We start from the raw sequence: 21,299 nt of genomic DNA, 5'->3' as shown, positions 1-21,299 counted from the left end.
GCCCTAGATTTTCCAGGGGCGCAGGCTTCCTTTCCAGGAAACGTCAGATTCAAACTGATGCGCTTCAGGGTCATACCCTTGTAAAAGCTTCATAGCAGCGTTATTTAGCAGAATAGCTGTGGCTCCAGCTGCAATCAGGAGGGCCACCGTTATGATTGAGCTGAGCAGAACAAGCAGAAACACGTAGATGGCTATACAAATAGAATACCAGAAATGATCGCTGACTAGTTTAAAAGCGCGCAGTAAAATCATGGAATTTGTTTGTGCCGGATCTGCAGCTAACAGCGGCCACACATAAAGAAACATCAGCTGCCATAAGACAGCGGTATACAAAAGTAAAACGCTCATCGCAATGCCGACTACCGTTCCGTCTGATAACAACAAAAGGGAGGTGCCAAGCGCCGGAATCAAAAAACCAGCATACAGCAGCTGCAGTATCAAGCCTTTCTTGAAGTGACGACGCACGGCACAAATGAAGTCACCAGCTGATACGTTTTTGCCGAGTTGTTTTTCCCGCATACATGAATAAAGCGCTGCTGTGCCAGCCCCTGCTGTAGCGATTGGCAACAGGGATAAGGCCCAGAGCAGAGTAAACAAAGCGACGGCGCCAAGATCTTTATACGTTTCAAAAATTGACTTGTAGAAAACGTCGTAAGAAGCTCTCATATGCCTTCACCTATCCTTTGATTCCTGTCATCGCAATTCCTTTTACGATGAACTTTTGAGCAAAGATAAAGAGAATAATAACCGGTATTGCAGAAAACACGGTAGCTGCCATCAGCTTTGCAAACTGAATGTTAAACTGCCCCTGCATAATCGCAAGTCCAACGGGAAGCGTCCGCATATCTGCACTCGTCGTCACAATTAATGGCCATAAATAATCGTTCCAGTTTGCCATAAACGTGAATAATGCAAGAACAACCAGGGCTGGCTTTGCTAGAGGCAAAATGATTCTCCAGTAAATAAAGAATGCAGATGCTCCATCGATTCGAGCCGCTTCCTCCAGCTCAGTCGGGATGCCAATAAAAAATTGGCGGAGTAAAAAGATGCCGAATACACTTGCCAGCCCAGGAAAAATAAGAGCTGCATAATTGTTCACCCATCCGAGGTTGCTGATCAGTCCATAAAGCGGAACAAGGTTCATGACCGGCGGAATCATCATCGTGCCCATCAACGACCAAAATAATAAATCCCGGCCTTTAAAATGAAGTCTCGAAAAAGCATAGGCAGACATGGAGTTAAACAACAGCATCAGCATCGTATGAATCGTAGCAACGAAAAAGCTGTTCCAGAACCATCTTAATACCGGCACATCGTCACGCAGAAAGACATCTCGGTAATTTTCAAACGTTAATGTTTCCGGGATCCAGCGAATTGGCCAGGATATCGCCTGGCTCTCCGGCTTTAAGGAGGTGGAAAGCACCCATAAAAGCGGAAGAATCCAAAATAGAGCCATCACACATAAAAACAATAAGCTGATCCGTTTTGATACTTTGTCTTCATTCTTCATAAGGGCCACCTCCTATTTTTCGTTTGTCATCAATTTAAATTGAATCAGGCTGATACAAAGCAGGATCAACCCAAGGACGACCGACATTGCTGCGGCAAGGCCGGCACGGGGGTTTCCACCTGTGAAACCGACTTCGTAAATGTATAAAATAAGCACTCTTGTTTCATAGCCTGGACCGCCGCCTGTCGCAAGCTGCGGCTGCGCCATGACGTTGAACGACGCAAGGGTAGTCATCACGAGTACGAATGCCATCGGACCGCGAAGGCCTGGAAGGGTAACGTGAAAAAACTGCTGAATTTTGTTCGCGCCGTCGATTTTAGCAGCTTCATACAGCTGATCAGAAATTTCCCCGAGACCGGCTAAAAATAAAATCATGTTGGTACCAATTGTCCACCAGATGGTCATAAGTACAAGTGCGACCCATACCCATGGCGTCCGCGTCAGCCATGGAATAGCATCCAGTCCAAGCGTGCCGATATAATAGTTAACGAGCCCGGCGTTTGTATCGAGAAGCCAGATCCAAATCAGTACGACTGTTACGACAGACAGTAAGCTGGGGGCATAAAACAACGCCCGGAAAAAGTTTTGGCCGGGAGGCTTCGCGTTAATAGCCACTGCTATGAGTAACGGAATAATGATAAGCGGCGGAACGGATAATATCACAAAGATAAACGTTGCACGAAAGGCAGCCCAAAAGTAATCAAAATATAAGCTGTCTGTCTGCCAAAGAATACTTGCATAATTTTGGATCCCTACAAACGACATGTCTCCAAAGAAGTTCCAGTTATGAAAGCTGATGACGACGCCGTATATCGTAGGATAGGCTAAAAAAATCAAGAAAAAAACCAAGTGAGGGGCAATAAAGAATAATGGTGTCCATTTTTGTTTCCACGTTTTACGCTTTGCAGGCGGCTTCCCAGTAGTTGTTTCCATCCTATCTCTCCTTGCTGAGCAAAGCTCGGTTTTCAATTACCGCTCATTGAGTGAGGAAAAGGAGGGAGCAGCGCCCCTCCTTTTCCTACTTTACTCGCCGTGTTCAGCTGCGGCTTCTTCTGCATTTGCTTCCCCTTCACGGGCGGCGCGTTCCAACGCTTCAGCCGGAGAAATCTGGTCAAGCATCGCCTCATCTACAGCTGGTCCAGTTGGTCCCCACGTATCACCGTAGTATGGGGAAGTTGGAGGGAAGATAAACTCTTGCTGAGAGATATTGTACTGATGCTCTAAGCTTTCGAATTCCTCGCTTTCCAACACGGATATAGAGGCAGGAACCTGACCTGCTTCTGCCCATCTGGCACCATTCTCCGTCACAAACTCAATAAATTCCATCGCGGCTTCCTGACGCTCTGGATCGGCATCATCCTGTTTAGGAAGCACAAAGTTGTGGGAGCCTGCCCAGACGCCCTCTTCATCACCGAAATTAGGAACCGGGGCAGAAGCGAAATTCAAGCCTTCCTGCTCTTCAAAGCCGGCAATCATCCAAATCCCGTTAATATGAAACGCGCTGTTGCCCTGACGGAAAAGAGTAACTTCGCCGTCCGCTTGAACATCGGTAGGAGAGACCTCGTGTTCAAAAACAAGATCCACCATTTTCTGCAGCGCTTCTTCCCCTTCAGGAGAATCGTAGAGAGCAGTCATCCCATCTTCGCTGACGCTTTCTCCTCCATGTGACATTAAAGAGGAATAAAAAATCATGTTGCTCGGCCAAAATACAGGCATTGCGATTCCGTATGCATCTGTCTCTTCTTGAACTGCAAGGGACATTTCCACGAGCTCATCGTACGTTTCAGGTGGTTCACTGTAGCCGGCTTCTTCAAGGAGATCAATATTATAGAATAAGCCGAGCGGGTGAACGTCCAGCGGTATACCGTAACGGCTGCCTTCAAATTCACCAGCCTGCCAAACTTCTTCAATAAAATCTTCATCTTCAAAGCCAATATCAGCTACGAGGTCATCCAAATCTGTCAAAGTATCGTTTTGTGCATATCCGGCGATCGAGTCGAGGTGCATGATTGCTATGTCCGGTGCCTCATTATTTGCTACGACAGTACGGAATTGATCGTAAAAATTATCCCACGGCATCGTTTGCGTACGCACAGCAATTTCGCCTTCGTTTTCCTCATTGAAATCAGCAATAATCTGATTGATATCTTCTCCATCCGGCCCAGTAAATCCGTTCCAGAAGTCGAGAACAATTTCGGCATCGTCGATATCCACGTCACCAGGTGTTTCTTCCTGAGTTTCTTCATCGGTAGAAGCTTCCGCTTCGTTATTTTCCACACCTTCATTGCCACCTGGCTGTTCAGGCTCCTGACATGCTCCAAGTAATCCGGCCATTCCAATACTGATAATGGATAAAACTGCTGCTTTTTTCATTCTCTTCGCCCCTTTAAGCTAATTTTGTACATGGCACTGCGGTAGGTATGTTAAATTAATTTACTATCTGCCAAAATGATAACGCATACATATAAGAAAAACAATCTTTTATTTGAAAATTCTTTCGACGTTATTTTTTCTTCATCTAGAGAAGTGCGGCTTATAAATTGTTTGAATATTGATTTGGCAGCGTTTTTAGCGAAGTTTCCAAGAAAGCCTTTTCATGTATGTAGAGCTCTGATATGATGTAGAAAATTAATTAATTTTATAAACTGGATTGGAGGGGAACAAATGAAGCAATCGGTCGCTGTCGTGTTATCGATCTTTGGTCTCTTGGCAGCAGGTGGAATTGCAACCGCCTGTTCGTTATCTGGCGACGACGGAACCATGCAATCTGAATCGTTTATAAATCCTGTTTTTGAGCCAGTTTTGGCCGATCCTTCTGTCATAGAAGCAAACGGTATGTTTTACGCATATGGAACAGAGGACGATTGGGGAGATGGAGAAGGAAATCGTCTCGTGCCAATCGTAAAATCTGATGACCTTGTGAATTGGGAGTATACAGGGGAAGCATTTGGAGAGAGTCCTCAGTGGAAAGAAGAAGGCGGAATTTGGGCGCCTGACATTGCCTATTATCAAGATCGCTATTATTTGTATTATTCCGTATCTACTTGGGGTGATGCAAATCCAGCCATTGGGGTGGCAGTAGCTGATGACCCAGAGGGACCTTTTGAAGACCAGGGAAAGCTGTTTGACAGTGAGGAAATTGGAGTGCCGAATTCGATTGATCCACAGCTTTTTGTAGACGATGGCACTCCATATTTATTTTGGGGCAGCTGGTATGGAATCTGGGGGATTGAATTAACAGAAGATGGACTAGATTACACAGGAGATAAATTTGAAATTGCAGGCACTGATTTTGAAGCCCCTTATATTATCGAACGCGATGGAGAGTATATCTTCTTTGGTTCAAAGGGCTCTTGTTGTGAAGGGCAATGGAGCGAATATCGTGTTGCGGTTGGAAAAGCGGATAACGTGAAAGGGCCATATGTGGATCAGAATGGAACGGACCTTCTGCATAGCAGCGGCACCGTTATTTTAAGCGGAAGCGACGCATTCGCAGGGCCGGGACATAATGCGATTTTGACAGATGACGAAGGTCAGGACTGGATCCTCTATCATGCTGTTGACCAGGATGAGCCATGGATCGGCAGCGGAACAACGAGAAGGCCGTTGATGCTTGATCCGATCGATTGGGACAATGACTGGCCGGAAGTAAATGATGGGAAGCCGGGCGAAGCGGAACAAGAGGGTCCTTTTATCAGGAATGATTAAATAACTGAAGAAAGAGTTGAGGCGTAATGACAAACCGAATGGAATACCCAAGACCACAGTTTTACCGTGAGGATTGGAAATCACTGAATGGCGAATGGCAGTTTTCCTATGACGATGACAATGCCGGAGAAAAAGAAGCCTGGTTTGCTCCAGACAAAACGCTGGAGCGCACCATTCAAGTTCCTTTCTCCTATCAGACAGAAAAAAGTGGCATTGCGGAAACGGATTTTCATGACAACGTCTGGTACAAACGGTCCTTTACTATACCAGGCTCGTGGAGTGGGAAGAAGGTGAAGCTGCATTTTGGAGCCGTGGATTATCGCACGTGGGTCTGGGTAAACGGAAGCTATGCAGGATTCCATGAAGGAGGACATGTTCCCTTTTCCTTTACGATAGACCATCTGCTGCACGACGGGGAGAATGAAGTGACATGTCGGGTAGAGGATCCGACGCATGATTTGACACAGCCAAGAGGAAAGCAGTACTGGAAAGAAAAATCAGAAGGAATTTTTTATACAAGGACGACGGGCATCTGGCAGAGTGTATGGCTGGAACCAGTTTCAGATTTGCGCATTGAGCACGTCCGGTTTACGCCTGACGTTGACGAGGATATGATTCATATCGACATCGAAACAGAAGGAGCCGGAGCTGCCGAGATTGAAATTGATATTATGTTTGAAGGGGAGAGGGTTGCTGCAGACCGGTATATCATGAACCGGAACGAACTGTCGCGCTCCATCGCTCTCGGTGATTTTAACGTTCATGACAGCGGCAGGCTCTGGAGCCCTGAGCACCCGAACTTATATGATGTTACGTTCACTCTCTCTCAAGAAGGAAAAACAGTAGACCATCTGCAAAGCTACTTTGGTATGCGGAAAATCAGTATCGAAAATGGCACTGTTATGCTTAACAATAAACCCTATTACATGAAGCTGGTGCTGGATCAAGGGTATTTCCCTGAAAGCCTTCTGACTCCTCCATCCGAAGAAGCAATTTTAAAAGATATTCAGCTGACGAAGGAAATGGGTTTCAACGGGGTACGCAAGCATCAGAAAATCGAAGACCCACGTTTCTTGTATTGGGCCGACCGACTCGGTCTGCTCGTATGGGGGGAGATGGCCAACTCCTATTTGTATTCGCAGCGATCCGTAGAAAAAATCACACAGGAATGGCAAAAAGCGGTCAAGCGGGATTACAGTCATCCATCTGTAGTAGCCTGGGTACCGCTGAACGAGAGCTGGGGTGTCCCGAATCTGCTAAGCTCCGAAAAGCAGCAGCATCATACACTTGCTATGTATTATCTGACTAAATCACTTGATCATACGAGACTTGTGCTTTCGAATGACGGATGGGAGCATACAAAGTCTGATATGCTGACGATTCATGACTATGAAGCATCAAAAGAAGTGCTTCTAAACCGCTATCGATCACTGGATACGATTTTGGAAAGCCTACCTGGACACCGTAAGCTGTATGTACCCGGATACAGCTATGATCAAGTACCGATTCAGGTGACGGAATTTGGCGGTATTGCTTATCAGACGAATGACTGGGAAGGCTGGGGATATTCCGGTGCGACAAGCGACAGCGAGTTTGCTGAGCGCTACGAAGCAGTTATTTCTGCTATGCTGGAATCTCCAATTGTGCAAGGCTTTTGTTACACGCAGCTGACGGATGTGGAGCAGGAGATAAACGGTCTGCTTACATACGATCGGAAACCAAAAATTCCACTGGACGTGATTCGCTCCATTAATGAGGGACGAGGGGAGGCGCGCTTCACGACGAAGGAGGAAAAAGTATGACAAAAGAGAACCCTGTGATAGCCATTCCGGGTGTGGACCATGGCGATCCTGCTGTCATTCAGCACGAAGGCGTCTATTATTTGTATCATACCGGACCTGATCATGTGCCTGTCTATTCATCAGAAAATCTAAGAGATTGGAAGTATGAAGGAAAGGCGTTAACAGCATCTTCTATTCCGGGTCATTGGGCTGCCATCGATTTATGGGCTCCTGAGCTTTTTTATGAAAATGGCACATTTTATATGTATGTAACAGGAGCAAAAATTGACAGGGACGGGCAAGCGAATGATGAGGAACGGCATATTGGAGTTGCAGTCAGCAGCCATCCTTTAGGTCCTTTCAGGCTGCATGATGAACCGTTAACGAATGAGTGGTCGATTGATGCTCATCCTTTCGTAGATGGCGACGGGCTTCTCTACATGTTTTATAATGTTCGGAATGAGCATACGATCGGTCCTGCGAAAGCAACAGGGACAGGCAACGTCGTCGACCGTATGCTTGACCCGGTTACGCTCGCCGGAAAACCTGAGCTTGTAGTAAAGCCGGAGTATGAACATGAAGGGAATAAAGAAAGAACATTTTATTGGAACGAAGGCCCTTTCGTTCTCAAGCATGAAAACACGTATTATCAAATGTACAGTGCCGGATTTTTTGGAGATGACACATACGGCGTTTATTATGCTAAGTCCCCCTCGGTTTATACGGGAATGGGATATAAAACACGGTGGGAAAAATGTGATCAGGCAAAACCTCTAATGGAGACAAACGCAGTATGTCACGGCCCTGGTCATCATGTTGTAGTAACTGGACCTGATGGACGAACGCCTTACATCGTTTATCATGGCTATTCCCCTGAAGAGCGCTTACAGGAACGCAGAATAAGGATCGGCCGCCTTTGGTGGGAGGGCGACAAGCTCCAGGTTCAGGCGCCCTCGAGACAGCTTCCTGCAGTTGTAAGGCCGGATGTAGTAAGCCGGGATCAGCAGCATATGCCTCATGAGCTTCCGAAAGCGGCAACATTTACTTTAGTCTTGGAAGTGAACGTGCAAAACATGTTTGCGTTAATGTTACCGGAAGTTGACGCTGATCTGACAATTGATTTAGGTGAACAAAAGATCAAGTGGAGGGCAGGGGGAAAGGGGCATACAAACCCGCTGCCAAGGTACTGGGAAGAAAACGCCGTCCATCATCTACGAGTCTTCAATCAACACGGCAAACTGAGCTTTTTCATGAATCATATACAGCTGTTTGAGTTTTCGTTGTCTGATTCCTCTATAAGCTGTGTTCTGCATGATTCTGCATGCGTCAAGTATCTGGCGTGGACAGCTCATTCGTAACGTTTTATGGAATACCTTTATCATGGTTTATCCTGTCCTAAAAACAGGAATGAGTGCTTTAGCAGGTAAACTATTGGAAAAGGGGTTTTTGCACATGAACCAGGATCAGCTTAAACAACGCATAGCAGAAATTATGGATGAAAATAAAACTGGTGTTTTGTCCACGGTGGAAAATCACCAGCCGTACGCTCGCTACATGACGTTTGTATATAAGGATATGACGCTTTACACGCCGACAAACAAAGAAACGTATAAAACCGAGGAAATTGAGAAGAACAAAAACGTGCACGTCCTGCTTGGCTATCAGGGAGAAGGCTTCGGTGATGAGTACGTCGAGGTCACCGGGAATGCGGAGATTCGCGATGATAAAAACCTGATTGAAGAGCTGTGGTTTGAAGATCTTGATAACTGGTTTGAAGGGAAACAGGATCCGAAGCTGATTTTCCTCGAAATAAAGCCGGAGCGCGTCCGTCTGATGAACGGCAAGGGAGAGCCTCCGCAAACGCTGGACCTGTAAATTGCATATGAATCAAAATCTGAACGGAGAAAGGGGTATGCCCCTTTCTCCGTTCAGGCTGTTGAAAAAGTCTTTCAACTTACATATTTATTCGTTTGATTGTATTTCCCCTCTGCTTACCGAGCCTGCCATGAGCTGGCCTTCAGGTATTTCTCAGGGCGACCCCTGAGAAAGGATCTTCAGACTGCGCTGATCCCACGGGCGTCCCCGCCGGACACATCGGGGAAACGGCTCTGATTCATGGAGAACAACGTCACGACAGGCAGGTGCGACCGTTTTTTTTACCTTTTATACGGAATTGTAGGAAGAATTGGCATCCCTATTCAACATCGAAACGTCGCATAGGGAAAGTTCAATCAGTATGGAAGCCAATCGTGCAGTCCTAACCACACATATAAACCGTACTGCCAGCTGCCGACGTCGAAGGAACTCGACTCCGGGAGGATCAGAACGAGGCGAAGATCCAGCGCTTCCGACAGCAGGAGGAAGCGGTTAGCTGAGCCCGTTCCCTCCGGAAAGCGAGTGTCCGCAGATACAGGCAGATGCAACGTTATTCACTTAAAATGACTTTATGAACACTCTGTACGGAGAAAGGGGTATGCCCCTTTCTCCGTTTTTTATCATGCCGGCTGCAATTACCTTCCTCTGCAGCTGTTTTCATGAGTTCGGTCTCATTTGATCGGGCTTTTTTGATAGGATAAAGACAGGCATTCAGCATGAAGGAGGGTTTCGATGAACGGTGAACTTGTATTAAAACGATTGACGCCGGACTCAGAAAGCGTGGCCAGTCTTCGTGCGCTGAACCGGCTCTACGCAGAAGCATTTGACGAGCATGACATGTATTTGGCTAAGCCGCCGTCAGAAGCTTATTTGCTGCGGCAGCTTCGTAAGGAAGACACGCTCGTATGCGCAGCGTGTATAGAAGAAAAAGTTGTAGCGGGTTTAACAGCATATGTGATGCACAAGCTGGAGCGGGAAACGTGTGAAGTGTACATTTATGATCTGGCCGTTGATGCAGCTTACCGCAGGAGAAAGATCGCAACAAAGCTTCTGCAATATGTGGTCGAGGAGGCAAAACAACTCGGGGCTTCCGCCGTATTTATCCAGGCTGACGAAGGCGATGCGCCGGCAGTGGCGCTTTACGACAAGCTGGGGGAACGGGAAGTGGCGTATCACTATGATATTTTCGTAAAGCAGGAACCAGGTTCCTGACAACAATAGTCATGCTTATCCCTCATACAGGAAAGAAACAGCAGAGCAGGAGGAACAAAATGACGATACCGGAAACAGTGAAAGCAGTATTTGGGAACGATTACCTCGTTACATCAGTCACGCCGGTGAGAGGCGGCACGCAAAAAACCGTTCACCGTATCACCTGTTCAAATGGGTTTACGTTTTTACACTATGCGTGGGATGACGACAAGAATCTGTTTCAGGAAGAAATGGAAACAAGTAAGCACCTCTTCAGCATCGATAGCTTTTTGGACAATGGTAAACAGATTCGCTCTGCCGGTATAGCTGTACCAGACATTTACTATGCTTCAAACGAAACACGAACGGCGTTTGTCGAATGTATAACAGGACCGGATTTTCAGAGAGAACTGGAACGTGGCACGGAAGCGGATAAAAAGAAAGTTTCGGCGGAAGCCGTTGACGTAGCAATGGCCCTGCACGAACTGACCCGGAAATCGTGGGGAACTGTTCGCTCTCCCGAAGCTGGAAGCTGTATCGAGCCTCATGAAAAAGAAGCATACACTAACCTGCAGTTTATCTCTTCAAAAAGGAAGCTTCCTCTTAGCGCGCTGCACTCTCGTCTCAGCCTGCTGGCTGCGGATATCGAACCTCGGAATAACTATGCGTTTGTACACGGAGAGCTCGGTCCGAATCATTTGCTTCGCTCTTCATCAGGCGAGCCCGTGCTGATTGATATCGAAGGAGCCCGCTATTACGACAGGGAATACGAGCTGTCCTTCATGTCTTTTCGATACCCGTATTTGGAAACACCAGCTACCTGCGATCAAAACAGATTTCACTATTATTTGTTCGGACATCACTTGTCTCTGGCTGCTGGTGCGATTAAGCTTCAGGAGCGTGGATATGAGGACCAGAACTTCGCTCGCACACTCGAAGCGTTTCATCTGAAGCGCCTGCAGCACTTTCCACTTCTTCCACAATGACAGGCTGAAAAGGAAAGATATTGGTAAATAAAGCGTAATATGGATACCTCTTCCTCTGAAAGCGTTTCATTTTTCTGAAAATGGAAATAGAAGAAGCAGCCGGCTTTATGCGGCAAATTGGAAGAGGAGTGAAGAAAATGAAAAAAGCATTGATCGTATCTACTGCTTCAGTTGTCGCGTTTGTCGGGTTTACCGGAGCTGTTTCGGCAGCGCATGAAGGCCAGTCGTTCATGGGGGAGCTGACTCCTGAGCAGGAAGTTCAGGACGTAGACAGTGATGCTAGCGGCCACATCCATGTTGATGTCAGCGAGGACGGAGACTCTCTCTACTTTGAAGTAGAAGCGTCCGGATTAACAGACACACTGGCGGGGCATTTACATAGCGGCCCGGCTGGAGAAGATGGTCCAGTAGAATTGTTCCTCTTTGAAAACGATGAGCCGATGGATTACGATGGTGAAATCGCTTCAGGTACACTTACTGAAGATGATCTTGTTGGCGATCTCAGCTGGGAAGAATTTTCGATGGAGCTGGTAGCCGGAAATATTTATGCAAACCTTCATACGGAAACATTCCCGGATGGTGAAATCCGCGGTCAGCTGGAAATGGCAGAGGAAGGCGACGAAATGCCGGATACAGCGACTAACGGTCTGCTTTACACCATGCTCGGGCTGTCAGCAGCTGCCGGAGGCGGTATGCTTCTTGCAGGGCGCAGAAAAAAAGCGGGAAGTGAAAAAGCCTGACAGATTGCAGAAGATAAAACCCTCGAGATGCGTCTCGGGGGTTTTCCACGTCAAAAGGCGTATGACTTTCATCGTCGTGTAAGAGAAGCAATCTAGGGTATACGCCTTTTTATGAAAACAGTGTATACTAAATGTGACACATATCGACACGACTGGAGGAAATGCAAATGGCTGATTACACGTCGAAGCTAACAGAAGAGGCACGCTCTGTACTGTTGGAAAAACTGAAGCAGCGGTTTGAAGAAAACATGCATCGGCATGAAGGATTGAAATGGGAAGGTATTCAACAGAAGCTCGAACTGGATCCGCAGAAATGCTTTGCGCTTTCGGAAATGGAGCGAACCGGCGGAGAGCCGGACGTTCTTTGCTACGTACCGGAACGCAGCACGTATTTATTCATGGACTTTGTCGCGGAAAGCCCGAAAGGACGCCGCAGCGTCTGCTATGACAGGGAAGCCCTGGAGTCCAGAAAAAAATACAAGCCGGAAACCAGTGCCGTCGATCTTGTCCGCGAAATGGGCGTGACGCTGCTGACGGAAAATCAGTACCGGCAGCTGCAGGAAAAAGAGCACGTCGATCAGAAAACATCCAGCTGGCTGGACACGCCGGCAGATATCCGCAGCAGAGGCGGAGCGCTTTTTGGGGACCGCCGTTACGGCCATGTGTTCACCTACCACAATGGGGCAGACTCTTACTACGCTGCACGAGGCTTCCGCACTGCATTAGAAGTGTAGAATTGTTTGTCATTATTTTCTAAAGGGTACATGAAGAAAAACCACACCCAAGCAGACCCTTCCCATACTGCCGCGTCCCCAACAACTGTCTGCTGGAGAGGAGAGGTGCAGCATGAAAGGGAAGCCCGTGTTCTTTTACGTAGTCGTCTTTTTTATCGGTCTCATCGTCGGCCTGCTTCTCATCGGCCCGCTGATTCCCTGGTAGCCTTCACAATGTTACACAGGAAATAGGTCCTCAGCGTCTGTTTATAACAGGCGCTTTGTTGTTTACTAGACGAAACAGCACTTTCCCATTTTAACGGGAGAGGAGGAGAAAATCGTGGGTAAAAAACGAACGGAAGAGGAAGAAACGGTCAGAGAAGCATTTGCTGGTCTTTTTGGCGGCTTCGGCCTCATGATCGTGGTCTTTCTTATCGTCCATTTTGTCATCGGTTTTCCAGCGTTTCAATAAGCAGCGAAAGAAGAAGCTTTGGAGTAATTATTTACTCGGAAGCTTCTTTTAATTGCCTCTCATTGAATAGAACAAACCGCTGCCGATGTATATTAATGACAATGCCGAACAGTGCAGCATAATAGATTTGCATGGAGGAACCTGGAGTAATAAAAGGCATTGGTAGAAAAGTGGCTGCGACTAGACCTGAACTTGTTAAAAGGTTCCAAAGAATAGGGAAAACAAGCAGAAAGACAGCACCCCAGCCAATTATTCTCAAAGGATAGTATGTAACAGCGTTAATATTCCAAAGTAGTTTACTCACAATCAACAGCAAGAGCATGCAAGTAAATAGTGCAAATAGAATTCCGCCATAATGTATAACAAATAAAAATGTATAGTCAAAGGGAAGTAAATAAAATGTATCACTGTTGATTCCTGCGTGCGAATTACCAGCTATCCATTTCGCTTGAGATAAAATGGTCGGGATATATTGAGCGTGATACGTATCACTCCCCCAAGTAAAAATCCCATTCAAACGTTCTGCTGCATAGCCATAGCTAGAAGAAAAATAGAATACGATTATCATCACTGGCAGCCAAGTAGTTGAAAACAAGGTTAATCGATAACGGATATTTTTTAGGGTGAACATAGTTCCTGCAGTTGTAAGCAATAAAAATAGTCCTGCTAAAATCAAATTAGGCAGAATTAAAAAAGAACTAATAGTCATCCACACCATTGTTATATATAGGAAAAGAGTTCGTTTACTAGCGTGTCTTATACTGGAAAGCAGGCCAGACCAACCTAATAGAAATAAAAGTGATAGTGCAGCAGGCACGTTTAGATAAAAAATATCAAAGACAGATAAGAAGACAAGAGAACCGGAATTTGAAATACCTTTTACAGTTGCAAACATGCCTATGATCAGTGCAGCTAGGATAAAGAGAGACCAGTATCGTAGCAATTTTTGGATGGGAACTAAGATCGTTACTATTATTGTCAACAAAACTAGTCCGTACAAGTCTGCCTGCATTACCAGCATGTAATAGGCAGGATATGCAGAGTCCCATGACTCGACAAAATAAGCAATTACAAGTCCAATTCCTAATAATATGACAATTAAACTGATAAGCAACCAATCCGTTTTTGGGCGATGAATCTTATTTAAGCTTTTTCCAGTGCGGACCGGACTGCCCATTTGACATACTGCCTTTTCAATAGATGCGGATTCGGAATACCCGCGCAGCTTGTATGTCCTGATAAGCGCATGTAAATGAGCTTCCAATTCAGCACGAATACCAACATGCGCATCTTTAAAATCAATATGATTTAACACAGAGTCAATGTAGGTGCGAATCTGATCATTCATAGATGTATCCTTACTAATTGTTTGACCTGATTGTGTACACTTCGGCTTTTTTCTTTTAACTTAGCTGCCGTTCTTCTGCCTCTAAAAGTTAATTGATAACGTCGTGTTTCTTCGTCCCATTGCCCCTCAATCCATCCTTTTTCTTCGAGTAAATGAAGAAGTGTGTAAATATCTGCTTCGTTATGATGAAAATGACTGTGAGAATCGCTTAATAAGGCAGAAGAGATCGTGAAGCCATCCTTTGCTTCCTGTTCAAGCGAATAAAGAATTGCAGTGATACTGGATGTTTGAAAATCCGCCCATTCCATAGCCTGTTTTTCCTTAATAGCTGATTGTACAGAACGTTTTCTTTCATTCGAAAAAGAAAGTCGGTTAAGATACGATTGCTGCAGCTTATTCTTCATAATAATATCCCCCTGTTAATCCTCTTAATCGTTCCCTTGCCTTTTTTAATCGAGACTTAATTGTATTTGCGTTTCCATTCGTTAACTCAGCAATTTGCTTTACCGTTAATTCCTCATAATAGTGAAAGTAAACGGCCTCCCTTAATGGTATAGGCAGCTTCATAACAGCTGATGCCAGCGCATTTGATTCTTCTCTGCTAATGATATCGTCTTCTAAAGGCTTAGTCTGGCCAGGAAGAAGCTTATCAAACAAGGCAACTTTTCTGAAGTGCCAGCTCCGCACGTGATCTTTGCAATGATTTATGGCAATTTTAAATAACCACGTTTTGAGCGAAGCTTGCTGATTGAATGTCGGTAGCTTTTCATAACATTTTATGAATATTTCCTGCGTTAAGTCTTCTGCAGCTGCAGCATCTTTTGTATATGTAAAGCTCAGACGCACGATGGCATCCCCATATTCATTCATCAGTTCCTCAATCATTAATGAGCGGTCTATCGGTAAGGTTATATCAAGTGCATCCGAAGATTCCATTTTTTTCACCTCCTCTTTAGTGTAGACGAAGCCAGCTCAAATTTGGTTGATAGATGGAACTTATTTGTTGGAGATAAACCAGTAATCATTCCAAGAGTGTTCGGGTAGTCAATCATGTTCCTCAGCATGAAAGCTCTTATAGACAGCGCAGCAGCTTTGATATATACTTATATACATAACTATATAACCTTATAGGTTAACAGAGGCGGTGGCATGTATGAGTGGATCGCTGGATGATTCCAGGCCGATTTTTTTGCAAATTAAGGAACGGCTCGCGGATCAAATTGTAAATCAACAGCTTAAGGAGCATGACCAGGTTCCATCGACGAATAAGCTGGTCCAGTTTTATCGAGTAAACCATTTGACGGTCGCAAAAGGAGTCAATCAGCTGGTAGAAGAAGGCATACTTTATAAGAAAAGAGGGGTTGGCATGTTTGTCGAGGAAGGGGCAAGAAGCAGGCTGCTGCAGCAGCGAAAGCAGGCATTTCAGGATGCGTTCATTGAACCGATGATCAAAGAAGCAGATATGCTCGGTTTATCGGAGCAGGAATTGCTCGAACTGATTCGACAGGGATGGGGAGGTGGTGCACGATGACCCTCCTGCAAGCAGAAAATCTTCACGTGTCATTTAAAAACGAGGAAGTGCTGCATGATATTAGCTTTACCATGAAGCAGGGAAGCATTTACGGCCTGATCGGCCGGAACGGTGCTGGGAAAACGACGCTGCTGTCTGTACTTGCGTCCTATCGTCAAGCTGACAGCGGCAAGGTTCTCATTAACGGCAGTGAACCGTTTGAAAACGAAGCGCTGATGCCGAAAGTAGCCTTTCTTTATGAAACGGATTATTCGGATGAAACGGAAACCGGACTCGTCCTGCTGAAGCTGGCGGCCAGGTATCAAGAACAGTTCGACTTGGAGTATGCAACAAAGCTCGCTGCGAAATTGGAGCTGCCGCTTGATAAACCGGTACACAAGCTCTCAACTGGTAAGCAGGCAGCTCTGAACGTGACGCTAGGACTCGCTTCAAGAGCGCCGGTGACAATTTTTGATGAAGTATACAGCGGTATGGACGCCCCGACGCGAGATACGTTTTATAAAGAACTGCTTGATGAGCAGGAGCGGCATCCGCGGATTATCATTCTGTCGACGCACCTCGTGTCAGAGATGGATTACTTGTTCGATCACGTGCTGATGATCCACGAAGGCAGAATGCTGTTGGATGAACCGGTAGATGCCCTATTGGAGCGCGGGTTTTCCGTGACTGGTGATCATCAGCGGGTGGAGGCGTTTGCTGCAGGCCGCAATGTGATCAGCGAACAGCGGCTCGGCGGAACCAAATCGGTGATGATTTTTGAAGAGCTGACTGCAGCGGATACAGCGAGAGCCTATGAGGACAGCCTGGATATCGGACAGGTGGCGCTGCAGGATCTGTTTATTCAGTTGACCGGCAAAGGAGGACAAGCATCATGAAAGCACAGTGGAAGAAAGCAGCCCGTGATCTAAGCATCATGCAGGGAACGTGGGCGGCCTGGCTTTTAGGAGTCGTTTTGATTGGATATATCGGAGCACACATCATGCTGAGGATACCGGCGTTTGCAGGCTTTATTAATGAAACGGGATTGATCACGTTCGGCTTTCATGAACTTGTCTGGAATGCCATGAATATCTTCATGCTCGTCATTGGAATCATGTCCTGCTACGCCTTTCTCGAGATGTTTGTCGGCTTCGGGGTGACGAGAAGGAGCTATTACAAAGCGTCGATTACGTCCGCGCTGCTCCTGGTCGCATTCGTGAATACAGTTGGCTTTGCAGTAAGTCCGCTTCTGTCCGTGCTGCTTGGTTTTGGAGGACCGTTCAGCTGGGGAATGGAAGCAGCGCTGCTTCCCGCATACATGCTAACGGCGTTTATTTACTATTTAGCCGGATGGATCATCAGCGTCGGATTTTACCGCTGGCAGCTGAGTGGCGGGTTTGCCTCTATCGCCATAGCTCTCGTAATTCTGACCGTAACGGACCGGTTTTGGAACTTGGACATGCCAGTGCCATTTCTATCCGCCTTTTTCGATTTGAATCTGGCGCAGGGGGCATGGCTTGCAGCAGCAGTCAGTCTGCTTTTCGGGGCAGCCGCACTAACAGGCATCCGAAAAGCAGTCTATAATATACCGGTAAAGGTAAAGTGAAACGACATGTAAAAGCGTCCTGCTGGCAGGACGCTTTTTATTTATAGGAAAAAAGACTTAATAGAGACGAAGTATTTCTGCCAATAATTAGTTTAACAATTGCGATAGCGGGTAAAACTAGTACATAAGCGTTATAAAAAGATGATACAAAAGTTTTGCGGTCGTGTATATGGTACGTTATACTAATGACATCAGCGAATAGAGAGACGGCTGGAAAGGAACATGCATATGCGATTCCAAAGCTATGTTACAAAACTGTTTACTGCTTATATGCTGCTTGGTGTTGCAGTTGGTATTGTGTTTTCCATCGTCGTACCGGCGATCATTCCCATTCCAACGGAGTCACGAACGTTTTTTACCGGATTTGCTGTTTCAGCAGGTGTGCTGCTCGGACTGCTGAACTTTCTCGTAGCACGGCAGTTTATCATCGGATGCACCTCGATGTTTCAACAAGTACTGGACCGTGTGCGAAATGGTGATTATCAAGCACGTTCCCAGTACTCAGGAACGGATGTCGTCCGCACGATGTCCGACGCGCTGAACCGGACGATTGCCTCACTCGAACAAAAAGATTACAGTATGCTGCACGACAGGCTTACAGGACTGCCGAACCGGGAAGCGCTCGACAGAATGTTCGCAGAAAAAGCAGAAAAAAGGAAACTGTTTTTTATTGATCTCGATCAGTTCAAAAAAGTGAACGATACTTACGGACATGCGGCCGGCGATCAGCTGCTGCAGGAGATTGGCAGACGGCTGCAGCAACTGGACCGGTCCATCGCCACTAGATCCTTCCGGTACGGCGGTGACGAATTCATCTTAATCTCAGATGAGCAGATGAGCGAAGAAAGGCTGAACGAGCAGCTGACACAGACGTTATCTGCACCGTTCTTTATCGGTGAACATCCGTATCAGCTCAGCTGGAGCTTAGGCTCCCATTCCTTTAACGGAAGTTTAAGCAGCTATTCCTCGATACTGGAAATAGCAGATCAGCGGATGTACGAAGCAAAGCAGGCACGTGCAGAATCTACCATCAGCTGACCGACCTGTCTTTAACGACAGGTTTTTTGATGTGGTAAACAGCGGTGCTGCATACGTCATTCTGCGGTATACTGAAGCTGATTCGTCCGCACAGCTGCTTAGAAAAATACCACATTTTCTCACGATGGAAGATGACTTCCATATGTTACGCTTAAGTCAGGAGGGGCATGGATGCAGTTTCGTACAATAATTTCAATTGCAGCAGGCTTGTTTCTGCTGATCTATATTGTTATGGATGTCCCATTTACGGCAGGATACTTTGTGCTTGCCTTATTGTTTACTTTACTAGCCGCAGCACCTGCTCAGGAGGGAGGCCGGCAGCTTCCTTACGTTCGCTGGCTCTTCGGATTTTTTGCTGCCGTCTGGCTGATGCTCGGGATCTTGAACGTCATGGGATAGAGGAGGAAAAAACATGAAAACAGCTGCTGGAGCTATCGGCATTGTCTTGCTGGCAGGGTGTGCGCTTCAGGAAGAAAACCAGATGCAGGCTTACGCAGAAGATACAGGAGAAAGCGTCTACGTGCTCGAATCCGACTTATTTGAGAAGGCTTCGATGGAAGTCCACCCCGGAAGCATATCAGAGACATACGAAGAGGTGGACGGGGAGCGGAAGCTGGATCTGCAGCACGGGTACGGCGACTTGATGGCTGATCATTTCCGCATGTACCTGGAAGACGGCATAGACGTGTATGCCGATTCACCAGAACTCTCGATCGTAGAAAAAGGATCGCTGATCGGCCGCTATTATGTTAATCATGCTGATGGGCATCATTCGTATCATTTCATCGATAAACAGATGATGGCTGACTTGACGGAGGAAAACAAAGGGACACGTATAGCGGTATCCCATATGGAGGAAGACGAATTCTGGGAGCTCGTGTCAAGCCTGGAGCAAGCAGATTGGACGACGGAGTAGCAGCTGCTGCGGATCATCGCATGCAGCTGTTTTTATCGAACATAATGCCAGCAGCTGGGGCAGGTCGTTGACGAGAGGTCGGCAACAGGATATACTTACCTCGAATTCGAGATAAAGGAATGATCACCATGACGAAGCAGAATGACCGAATTGAGGAAGAACTGTCGCTCAAGCTGTTTGTCGTCCTGACAAGAGCGAATCAGTCTCTAAAAAAGAAAGTAGAGGAAGATATTAAGCGCCACGGGCTCAACACGACAGAGTTTGCCGTTCTGGAACTGCTGTATAACAAAGGCGAGCAGCCGATTCAGAAAATCGGAGACAAAGTCCTGATTGCAAGCAGCAGCATCACGTACGTTGTGGATAAGCTCGAACAAAAAAAGCTCCTGCTGCGCAAGCCGTGTCCAACAGACCGGCGGGTCACCTTTGCTGTTCTTACCGAAACAGGTACAGAATTGATGGGCCGCATCTTTCCAAAGCATCGGGAAGCTATTGATGATATTTGCAGCAGCCTGGAGCGGCAGGAGAAAGAACAGCTGATTGACCTGCTAAAGAAGATTGGCCACAGTGCAGAAGCATACAGTTGAACCGGCAGCGGAGCATTTTTGTTCCCGCTGCTTTTTTAGGTTTAACAATCTGTTTCCAGTGGTAGAAGTAATAGTGTTGCTATAAAAACACCCCTCGCTATATTTTTTAAAGTTATTTAAAATTTTTTAGAGAAATATCTTGAATTCGGAATATATCTGATGGTATGATAAATCTCGTAAGCAGACATGTACATCACTTAAGGGAGGGGTCAGCTGAAAGCCGGCCTGCAGCAACAGTGACTGCCGGCGGATCTTTTGCACGTTACATCTCGAATTAGAGAAGTATGAAAGTGAAGTATCGGGCGTCAGGAAGGATGAAGAGCATGGGGTTAATGGATAAACTATTTGGAAAATCAAAGGAGATGGATGACATGGAAAACGTAAAAGTAGCAGTTGTTTATTATAGTATGGGTGGTACGAACTACCAGCTTGCACAGTGGGCAAAAGAAGGAGCAGAAAGTGCAGGAGCAGAAGTAAAGCTGCTTAAAGTAAAGGAGCTGGCTCCGGAAGAAGTTATTAAGCAGAACGAAGGCTGGCAGCAGCACGTTGATGAAACCCAGCACGTACCGGAAGCGTCTAACGACGATCTCGAGTGGGCAGATGCCATCATTTTCAGTGCACCGACCCGTTTCGGTAACGTTCCTTCACAGATGAAGCAGTTTCTCGATACAACTGGTCCGCTTTGGGGACAGGGCAAGCTCGTCAACAAAGTAGTCAGTGCAATGACTTCTGCACAAAATCCGCACGGCGGACAAGAGTCCACACTGCTTAACCTGTACACAACTATGCACCACTGGGGAGCGATTATCGCATCACCAGGGTATTCCGATCCTGTACAGTTCGCATCCGGCGGTAACCCTTACGGTATCAGCGTGACAGTCGGCCAGGACGGCAAGATGGCTGACGACGTAGCAGACGGCGTCAAATACCAGGCAAAGCGTACGGTCCAAGTTGCAGGCTGGGTAAAAGCAGGCATGAACAGCTAAGCAATAGTACCAATAAAAACCCCTTCCGCTTTTTATCATGCGGAAGGGGTTTTTTACTGCTTCCAGAGAAAAGCATTTTTAAGCCGAATGCTTGTAGATCATTGCCATGTCATAATGATGAAGCAGTTGGCAGCTTCTAAGCGTCGATTACAGCTCCGATCTGTCGCATCTTCACGTTACATAACAGATTATTAACCGTCCAGGTTAAGTAAAAAAACAAGTGTACCTAAGTATCCGAGTCCGCTTAAAATGTATACGGCAGTCATGCGAGACTCCTCCTTTCGTGCTGAGTTTCTGAGAGAACTATTCCCGGAAGTTATTTTCATAAAACGTTT

24 protein-coding genes are annotated in these 21,299 nt (G+C 46.4%); 17 read left to right on the top strand and 7 right to left on the bottom strand.

The features are described 5' to 3' along the window. Positions 1-3: 3 nt before the first annotated feature. From ACSZLD_RS05105 to ACSZLD_RS05090, 4 genes are all read right to left on the bottom strand, one after another. Entirely contained in the window at positions 4-666 is a 663-nt protein-coding gene (locus ACSZLD_RS05105; protein ID WP_444684438.1) for a DUF624 domain-containing protein, read from the bottom strand. A 10-nt stretch (positions 667-676) separates the two neighbouring features. Then, entirely contained in the window at positions 677-1,510 is an 834-nt protein-coding gene (locus ACSZLD_RS05100; RefSeq protein WP_444684437.1) for a carbohydrate ABC transporter permease, read from the bottom strand. 12 nt (positions 1,511-1,522) lie between these two features. After that, positions 1,523-2,443: a carbohydrate ABC transporter permease gene (locus ACSZLD_RS05095; RefSeq protein WP_444684436.1), complete on the bottom strand. Its 921-nt coding sequence runs from the start codon at positions 2,441-2,443 to the stop codon at positions 1,523-1,525. 90 nt (positions 2,444-2,533) lie between these two features. Beyond that, complete coding sequence (locus ACSZLD_RS05090) at positions 2,534-3,883, bottom strand: ABC transporter substrate-binding protein (protein WP_444684435.1); 1,350 nt, start codon at positions 3,881-3,883, stop codon at positions 2,534-2,536. Between the two features lie 291 nt (positions 3,884-4,174). Here ACSZLD_RS05090 and ACSZLD_RS05085 point away from each other — a divergent pair, with 291 nt between their 5' ends. The 9 genes from ACSZLD_RS05085 to ACSZLD_RS05045 all read left to right on the top strand — a co-directional run bounded on the left by ACSZLD_RS05085 (position 4,175) and on the right by ACSZLD_RS05045 (position 12,976). Further along, positions 4,175-5,218, top strand: coding sequence for a family 43 glycosylhydrolase (locus tag ACSZLD_RS05085; protein ID WP_444684434.1), 1,044 nt, complete (start codon positions 4,175-4,177; stop codon positions 5,216-5,218). A 26-nt stretch (positions 5,219-5,244) separates the two neighbouring features. Further along, positions 5,245-7,020 carry a glycoside hydrolase family 2 protein gene (locus ACSZLD_RS05080; protein ID WP_444684433.1) on the top strand — a complete coding sequence of 592 codons (1,776 nt, stop codon included), beginning with the start codon at positions 5,245-5,247 and terminating at the stop codon, positions 7,018-7,020. After that, positions 7,017-8,357: a glycoside hydrolase family 43 protein gene (locus ACSZLD_RS05075; RefSeq protein WP_444684432.1), complete on the top strand. Its 1,341-nt coding sequence runs from the start codon at positions 7,017-7,019 to the stop codon at positions 8,355-8,357. The genes ACSZLD_RS05080 and ACSZLD_RS05075 overlap by 4 nt, the downstream gene beginning before the upstream one ends. A gap of 94 nt (positions 8,358-8,451) precedes the next feature. Beyond that, positions 8,452-8,874: a pyridoxamine 5'-phosphate oxidase family protein gene (locus ACSZLD_RS05070; protein ID WP_444684431.1), complete on the top strand. Its 423-nt coding sequence runs from the start codon at positions 8,452-8,454 to the stop codon at positions 8,872-8,874. Between the two features lie 732 nt (positions 8,875-9,606). Continuing rightward, positions 9,607-10,086 (top strand): GNAT family N-acetyltransferase, encoded by a 480-nt coding sequence (locus tag ACSZLD_RS05065; RefSeq protein WP_377907885.1) that lies wholly within the window; start codon positions 9,607-9,609, stop codon positions 10,084-10,086. Positions 10,087-10,145: 59 nt separating this feature from the next. Next, positions 10,146-11,051 (top strand): phosphotransferase, encoded by a 906-nt coding sequence (locus ACSZLD_RS05060; protein ID WP_444684430.1) that lies wholly within the window; start codon positions 10,146-10,148, stop codon positions 11,049-11,051. A gap of 137 nt (positions 11,052-11,188) precedes the next feature. Then, positions 11,189-11,791: a CHRD domain-containing protein gene (locus ACSZLD_RS05055; RefSeq protein WP_377907887.1), complete on the top strand. Its 603-nt coding sequence runs from the start codon at positions 11,189-11,191 to the stop codon at positions 11,789-11,791. A gap of 167 nt (positions 11,792-11,958) precedes the next feature. Then, a complete protein-coding gene (locus ACSZLD_RS05050) occupies positions 11,959-12,525 on the top strand; it encodes a DUF4256 domain-containing protein (protein ID WP_377907888.1) in 567 nt (188 codons plus the stop codon). A gap of 319 nt (positions 12,526-12,844) precedes the next feature. After that, positions 12,845-12,976 (top strand): hypothetical protein, encoded by a 132-nt coding sequence (locus tag ACSZLD_RS05045; protein ID WP_377907889.1) that lies wholly within the window; start codon positions 12,845-12,847, stop codon positions 12,974-12,976. A 31-nt stretch (positions 12,977-13,007) separates the two neighbouring features. Here ACSZLD_RS05045 and ACSZLD_RS05040 read toward each other — a convergent pair whose 3' ends face one another. From ACSZLD_RS05040 to ACSZLD_RS05030, 3 genes are read right to left on the bottom strand one after another with little or no spacing between them, the layout of a single operon-like run. Next, positions 13,008-14,324, bottom strand: a complete 1,317-nt coding sequence (locus tag ACSZLD_RS05040) for a permease prefix domain 1-containing protein (protein ID WP_444684429.1) — start codon at positions 14,322-14,324, stop codon at positions 13,008-13,010. Next, complete coding sequence (locus ACSZLD_RS05035) at positions 14,321-14,728, bottom strand: helix-turn-helix transcriptional regulator (RefSeq protein WP_444684428.1); 408 nt, start codon at positions 14,726-14,728, stop codon at positions 14,321-14,323. Before ACSZLD_RS05035 ends, ACSZLD_RS05040 begins: the two co-directional genes overlap by 4 nt. Beyond that, positions 14,718-15,260: a sigma-70 family RNA polymerase sigma factor gene (locus tag ACSZLD_RS05030; protein ID WP_444684427.1), complete on the bottom strand. Its 543-nt coding sequence runs from the start codon at positions 15,258-15,260 to the stop codon at positions 14,718-14,720. Before ACSZLD_RS05030 ends, ACSZLD_RS05035 begins: the two co-directional genes overlap by 11 nt. Positions 15,261-15,477: 217 nt before the next feature. Here ACSZLD_RS05030 and ACSZLD_RS05025 point away from each other — a divergent pair, with 217 nt between their 5' ends. The 8 genes from ACSZLD_RS05025 (at position 15,478) to wrbA (ending at position 20,964) form a co-directional block, all read left to right on the top strand. Then, positions 15,478-15,855 (top strand): GntR family transcriptional regulator, encoded by a 378-nt coding sequence (locus ACSZLD_RS05025; RefSeq protein WP_377907893.1) that lies wholly within the window; start codon positions 15,478-15,480, stop codon positions 15,853-15,855. Beyond that, positions 15,852-16,730, top strand: coding sequence for an ATP-binding cassette domain-containing protein (locus ACSZLD_RS05020; protein ID WP_444684426.1), 879 nt, complete (start codon positions 15,852-15,854; stop codon positions 16,728-16,730). Before ACSZLD_RS05025 ends, ACSZLD_RS05020 begins: the two co-directional genes overlap by 4 nt. Next, positions 16,727-17,440 carry a hypothetical protein gene (locus ACSZLD_RS05015; protein WP_444684425.1) on the top strand — a complete coding sequence of 238 codons (714 nt, stop codon included), beginning with the start codon at positions 16,727-16,729 and terminating at the stop codon, positions 17,438-17,440. Before ACSZLD_RS05020 ends, ACSZLD_RS05015 begins: the two co-directional genes overlap by 4 nt. 222 nt (positions 17,441-17,662) lie before the next feature. Beyond that, a complete protein-coding gene (locus tag ACSZLD_RS05010) occupies positions 17,663-18,478 on the top strand; it encodes a GGDEF domain-containing protein (RefSeq protein ID WP_377907896.1) in 816 nt (271 codons plus the stop codon). A 171-nt stretch (positions 18,479-18,649) separates the two neighbouring features. Beyond that, positions 18,650-18,877, top strand: a complete 228-nt coding sequence (locus ACSZLD_RS05005; protein WP_444684424.1) for a hypothetical protein — start codon at positions 18,650-18,652, stop codon at positions 18,875-18,877. A 13-nt stretch (positions 18,878-18,890) separates the two neighbouring features. Continuing rightward, positions 18,891-19,394 (top strand): hypothetical protein, encoded by a 504-nt coding sequence (locus ACSZLD_RS05000; protein WP_377907898.1) that lies wholly within the window; start codon positions 18,891-18,893, stop codon positions 19,392-19,394. Positions 19,395-19,522: 128 nt separating this feature from the next. Further along, positions 19,523-19,978 carry a MarR family winged helix-turn-helix transcriptional regulator gene (locus ACSZLD_RS04995; RefSeq protein ID WP_377907899.1) on the top strand — a complete coding sequence of 152 codons (456 nt, stop codon included), beginning with the start codon at positions 19,523-19,525 and terminating at the stop codon, positions 19,976-19,978. 323 nt (positions 19,979-20,301) lie between these two features. After that, positions 20,302-20,964, top strand: a complete 663-nt coding sequence (gene wrbA, locus ACSZLD_RS04990) for an NAD(P)H:quinone oxidoreductase (protein WP_377907900.1) — start codon at positions 20,302-20,304, stop codon at positions 20,962-20,964. Positions 20,965-21,299: the final 335 nt, after the last annotated feature.

Origin of the sequence: Alkalicoccus luteus (assembly GCF_052061695.1) — a bacterium.
GTDB classification, from domain to species: domain Bacteria; phylum Bacillota; class Bacilli; order Bacillales; family Salisediminibacteriaceae; genus Alkalicoccus; species Alkalicoccus luteus.
Note: the sequence above shows the minus strand (reverse complement) of the source record. Positions and strands in the feature narration are given on the sequence as shown.

Excerpts from the sequence above, each read along its gene's own strand:
- ACSZLD_RS05065 (WP_377907885.1), top strand. The coding sequence starts at position 9,607 with ATGAACGGTGAACTTGTATTAAAACGATTGACGCCGGACTCAGAAAGC.
- ACSZLD_RS05015 (WP_444684425.1), top strand. The coding sequence starts at position 16,727 with ATGAAAGCACAGTGGAAGAAAGCAGCCCGTGATCTAAGCATCATGCAG.
- ACSZLD_RS05025 (WP_377907893.1), top strand. The coding sequence starts at position 15,478 with ATGAGTGGATCGCTGGATGATTCCAGGCCGATTTTTTTGCAAATTAAG.
- ACSZLD_RS05095 (WP_444684436.1), bottom strand. The coding sequence starts at position 2,443 with ATGGAAACAACTACTGGGAAGCCGCCTGCAAAGCGTAAAACGTGGAAA.
- ACSZLD_RS05050 (WP_377907888.1), top strand. The coding sequence starts at position 11,959 with ATGGCTGATTACACGTCGAAGCTAACAGAAGAGGCACGCTCTGTACTG.
- ACSZLD_RS05085 (WP_444684434.1), top strand. The coding sequence starts at position 4,175 with ATGAAGCAATCGGTCGCTGTCGTGTTATCGATCTTTGGTCTCTTGGCA.
- ACSZLD_RS05035 (WP_444684428.1), bottom strand. The coding sequence starts at position 14,728 with ATGAAGAATAAGCTGCAGCAATCGTATCTTAACCGACTTTCTTTTTCG.
- ACSZLD_RS05070 (WP_444684431.1), top strand. The coding sequence starts at position 8,452 with ATGAACCAGGATCAGCTTAAACAACGCATAGCAGAAATTATGGATGAA.
- ACSZLD_RS05040 (WP_444684429.1), bottom strand. The coding sequence starts at position 14,324 with ATGAATGATCAGATTCGCACCTACATTGACTCTGTGTTAAATCATATT.
- ACSZLD_RS05030 (WP_444684427.1), bottom strand. The coding sequence starts at position 15,260 with ATGGAATCTTCGGATGCACTTGATATAACCTTACCGATAGACCGCTCA.
- ACSZLD_RS05105 (WP_444684438.1), bottom strand. The coding sequence starts at position 666 with ATGAGAGCTTCTTACGACGTTTTCTACAAGTCAATTTTTGAAACGTAT.
- ACSZLD_RS05010 (WP_377907896.1), top strand. The coding sequence starts at position 17,663 with ATGCATATGCGATTCCAAAGCTATGTTACAAAACTGTTTACTGCTTAT.
- ACSZLD_RS05080 (WP_444684433.1), top strand. The coding sequence starts at position 5,245 with ATGACAAACCGAATGGAATACCCAAGACCACAGTTTTACCGTGAGGAT.
- ACSZLD_RS05055 (WP_377907887.1), top strand. The coding sequence starts at position 11,189 with ATGAAAAAAGCATTGATCGTATCTACTGCTTCAGTTGTCGCGTTTGTC.
- ACSZLD_RS05100 (WP_444684437.1), bottom strand. The coding sequence starts at position 1,510 with ATGAAGAATGAAGACAAAGTATCAAAACGGATCAGCTTATTGTTTTTA.
- ACSZLD_RS05020 (WP_444684426.1), top strand. The coding sequence starts at position 15,852 with ATGACCCTCCTGCAAGCAGAAAATCTTCACGTGTCATTTAAAAACGAG.
- ACSZLD_RS05075 (WP_444684432.1), top strand. The coding sequence starts at position 7,017 with ATGACAAAAGAGAACCCTGTGATAGCCATTCCGGGTGTGGACCATGGC.
- ACSZLD_RS05005 (WP_444684424.1), top strand. The coding sequence starts at position 18,650 with ATGCAGTTTCGTACAATAATTTCAATTGCAGCAGGCTTGTTTCTGCTG.
- ACSZLD_RS04995 (WP_377907899.1), top strand. The coding sequence starts at position 19,523 with ATGACGAAGCAGAATGACCGAATTGAGGAAGAACTGTCGCTCAAGCTG.
- ACSZLD_RS05060 (WP_444684430.1), top strand. The coding sequence starts at position 10,146 with ATGACGATACCGGAAACAGTGAAAGCAGTATTTGGGAACGATTACCTC.
- ACSZLD_RS05000 (WP_377907898.1), top strand. The coding sequence starts at position 18,891 with ATGAAAACAGCTGCTGGAGCTATCGGCATTGTCTTGCTGGCAGGGTGT.
- wrbA (WP_377907900.1), top strand. The coding sequence starts at position 20,302 with ATGGGGTTAATGGATAAACTATTTGGAAAATCAAAGGAGATGGATGAC.
- ACSZLD_RS05090 (WP_444684435.1), bottom strand. The coding sequence starts at position 3,883 with ATGAAAAAAGCAGCAGTTTTATCCATTATCAGTATTGGAATGGCCGGA.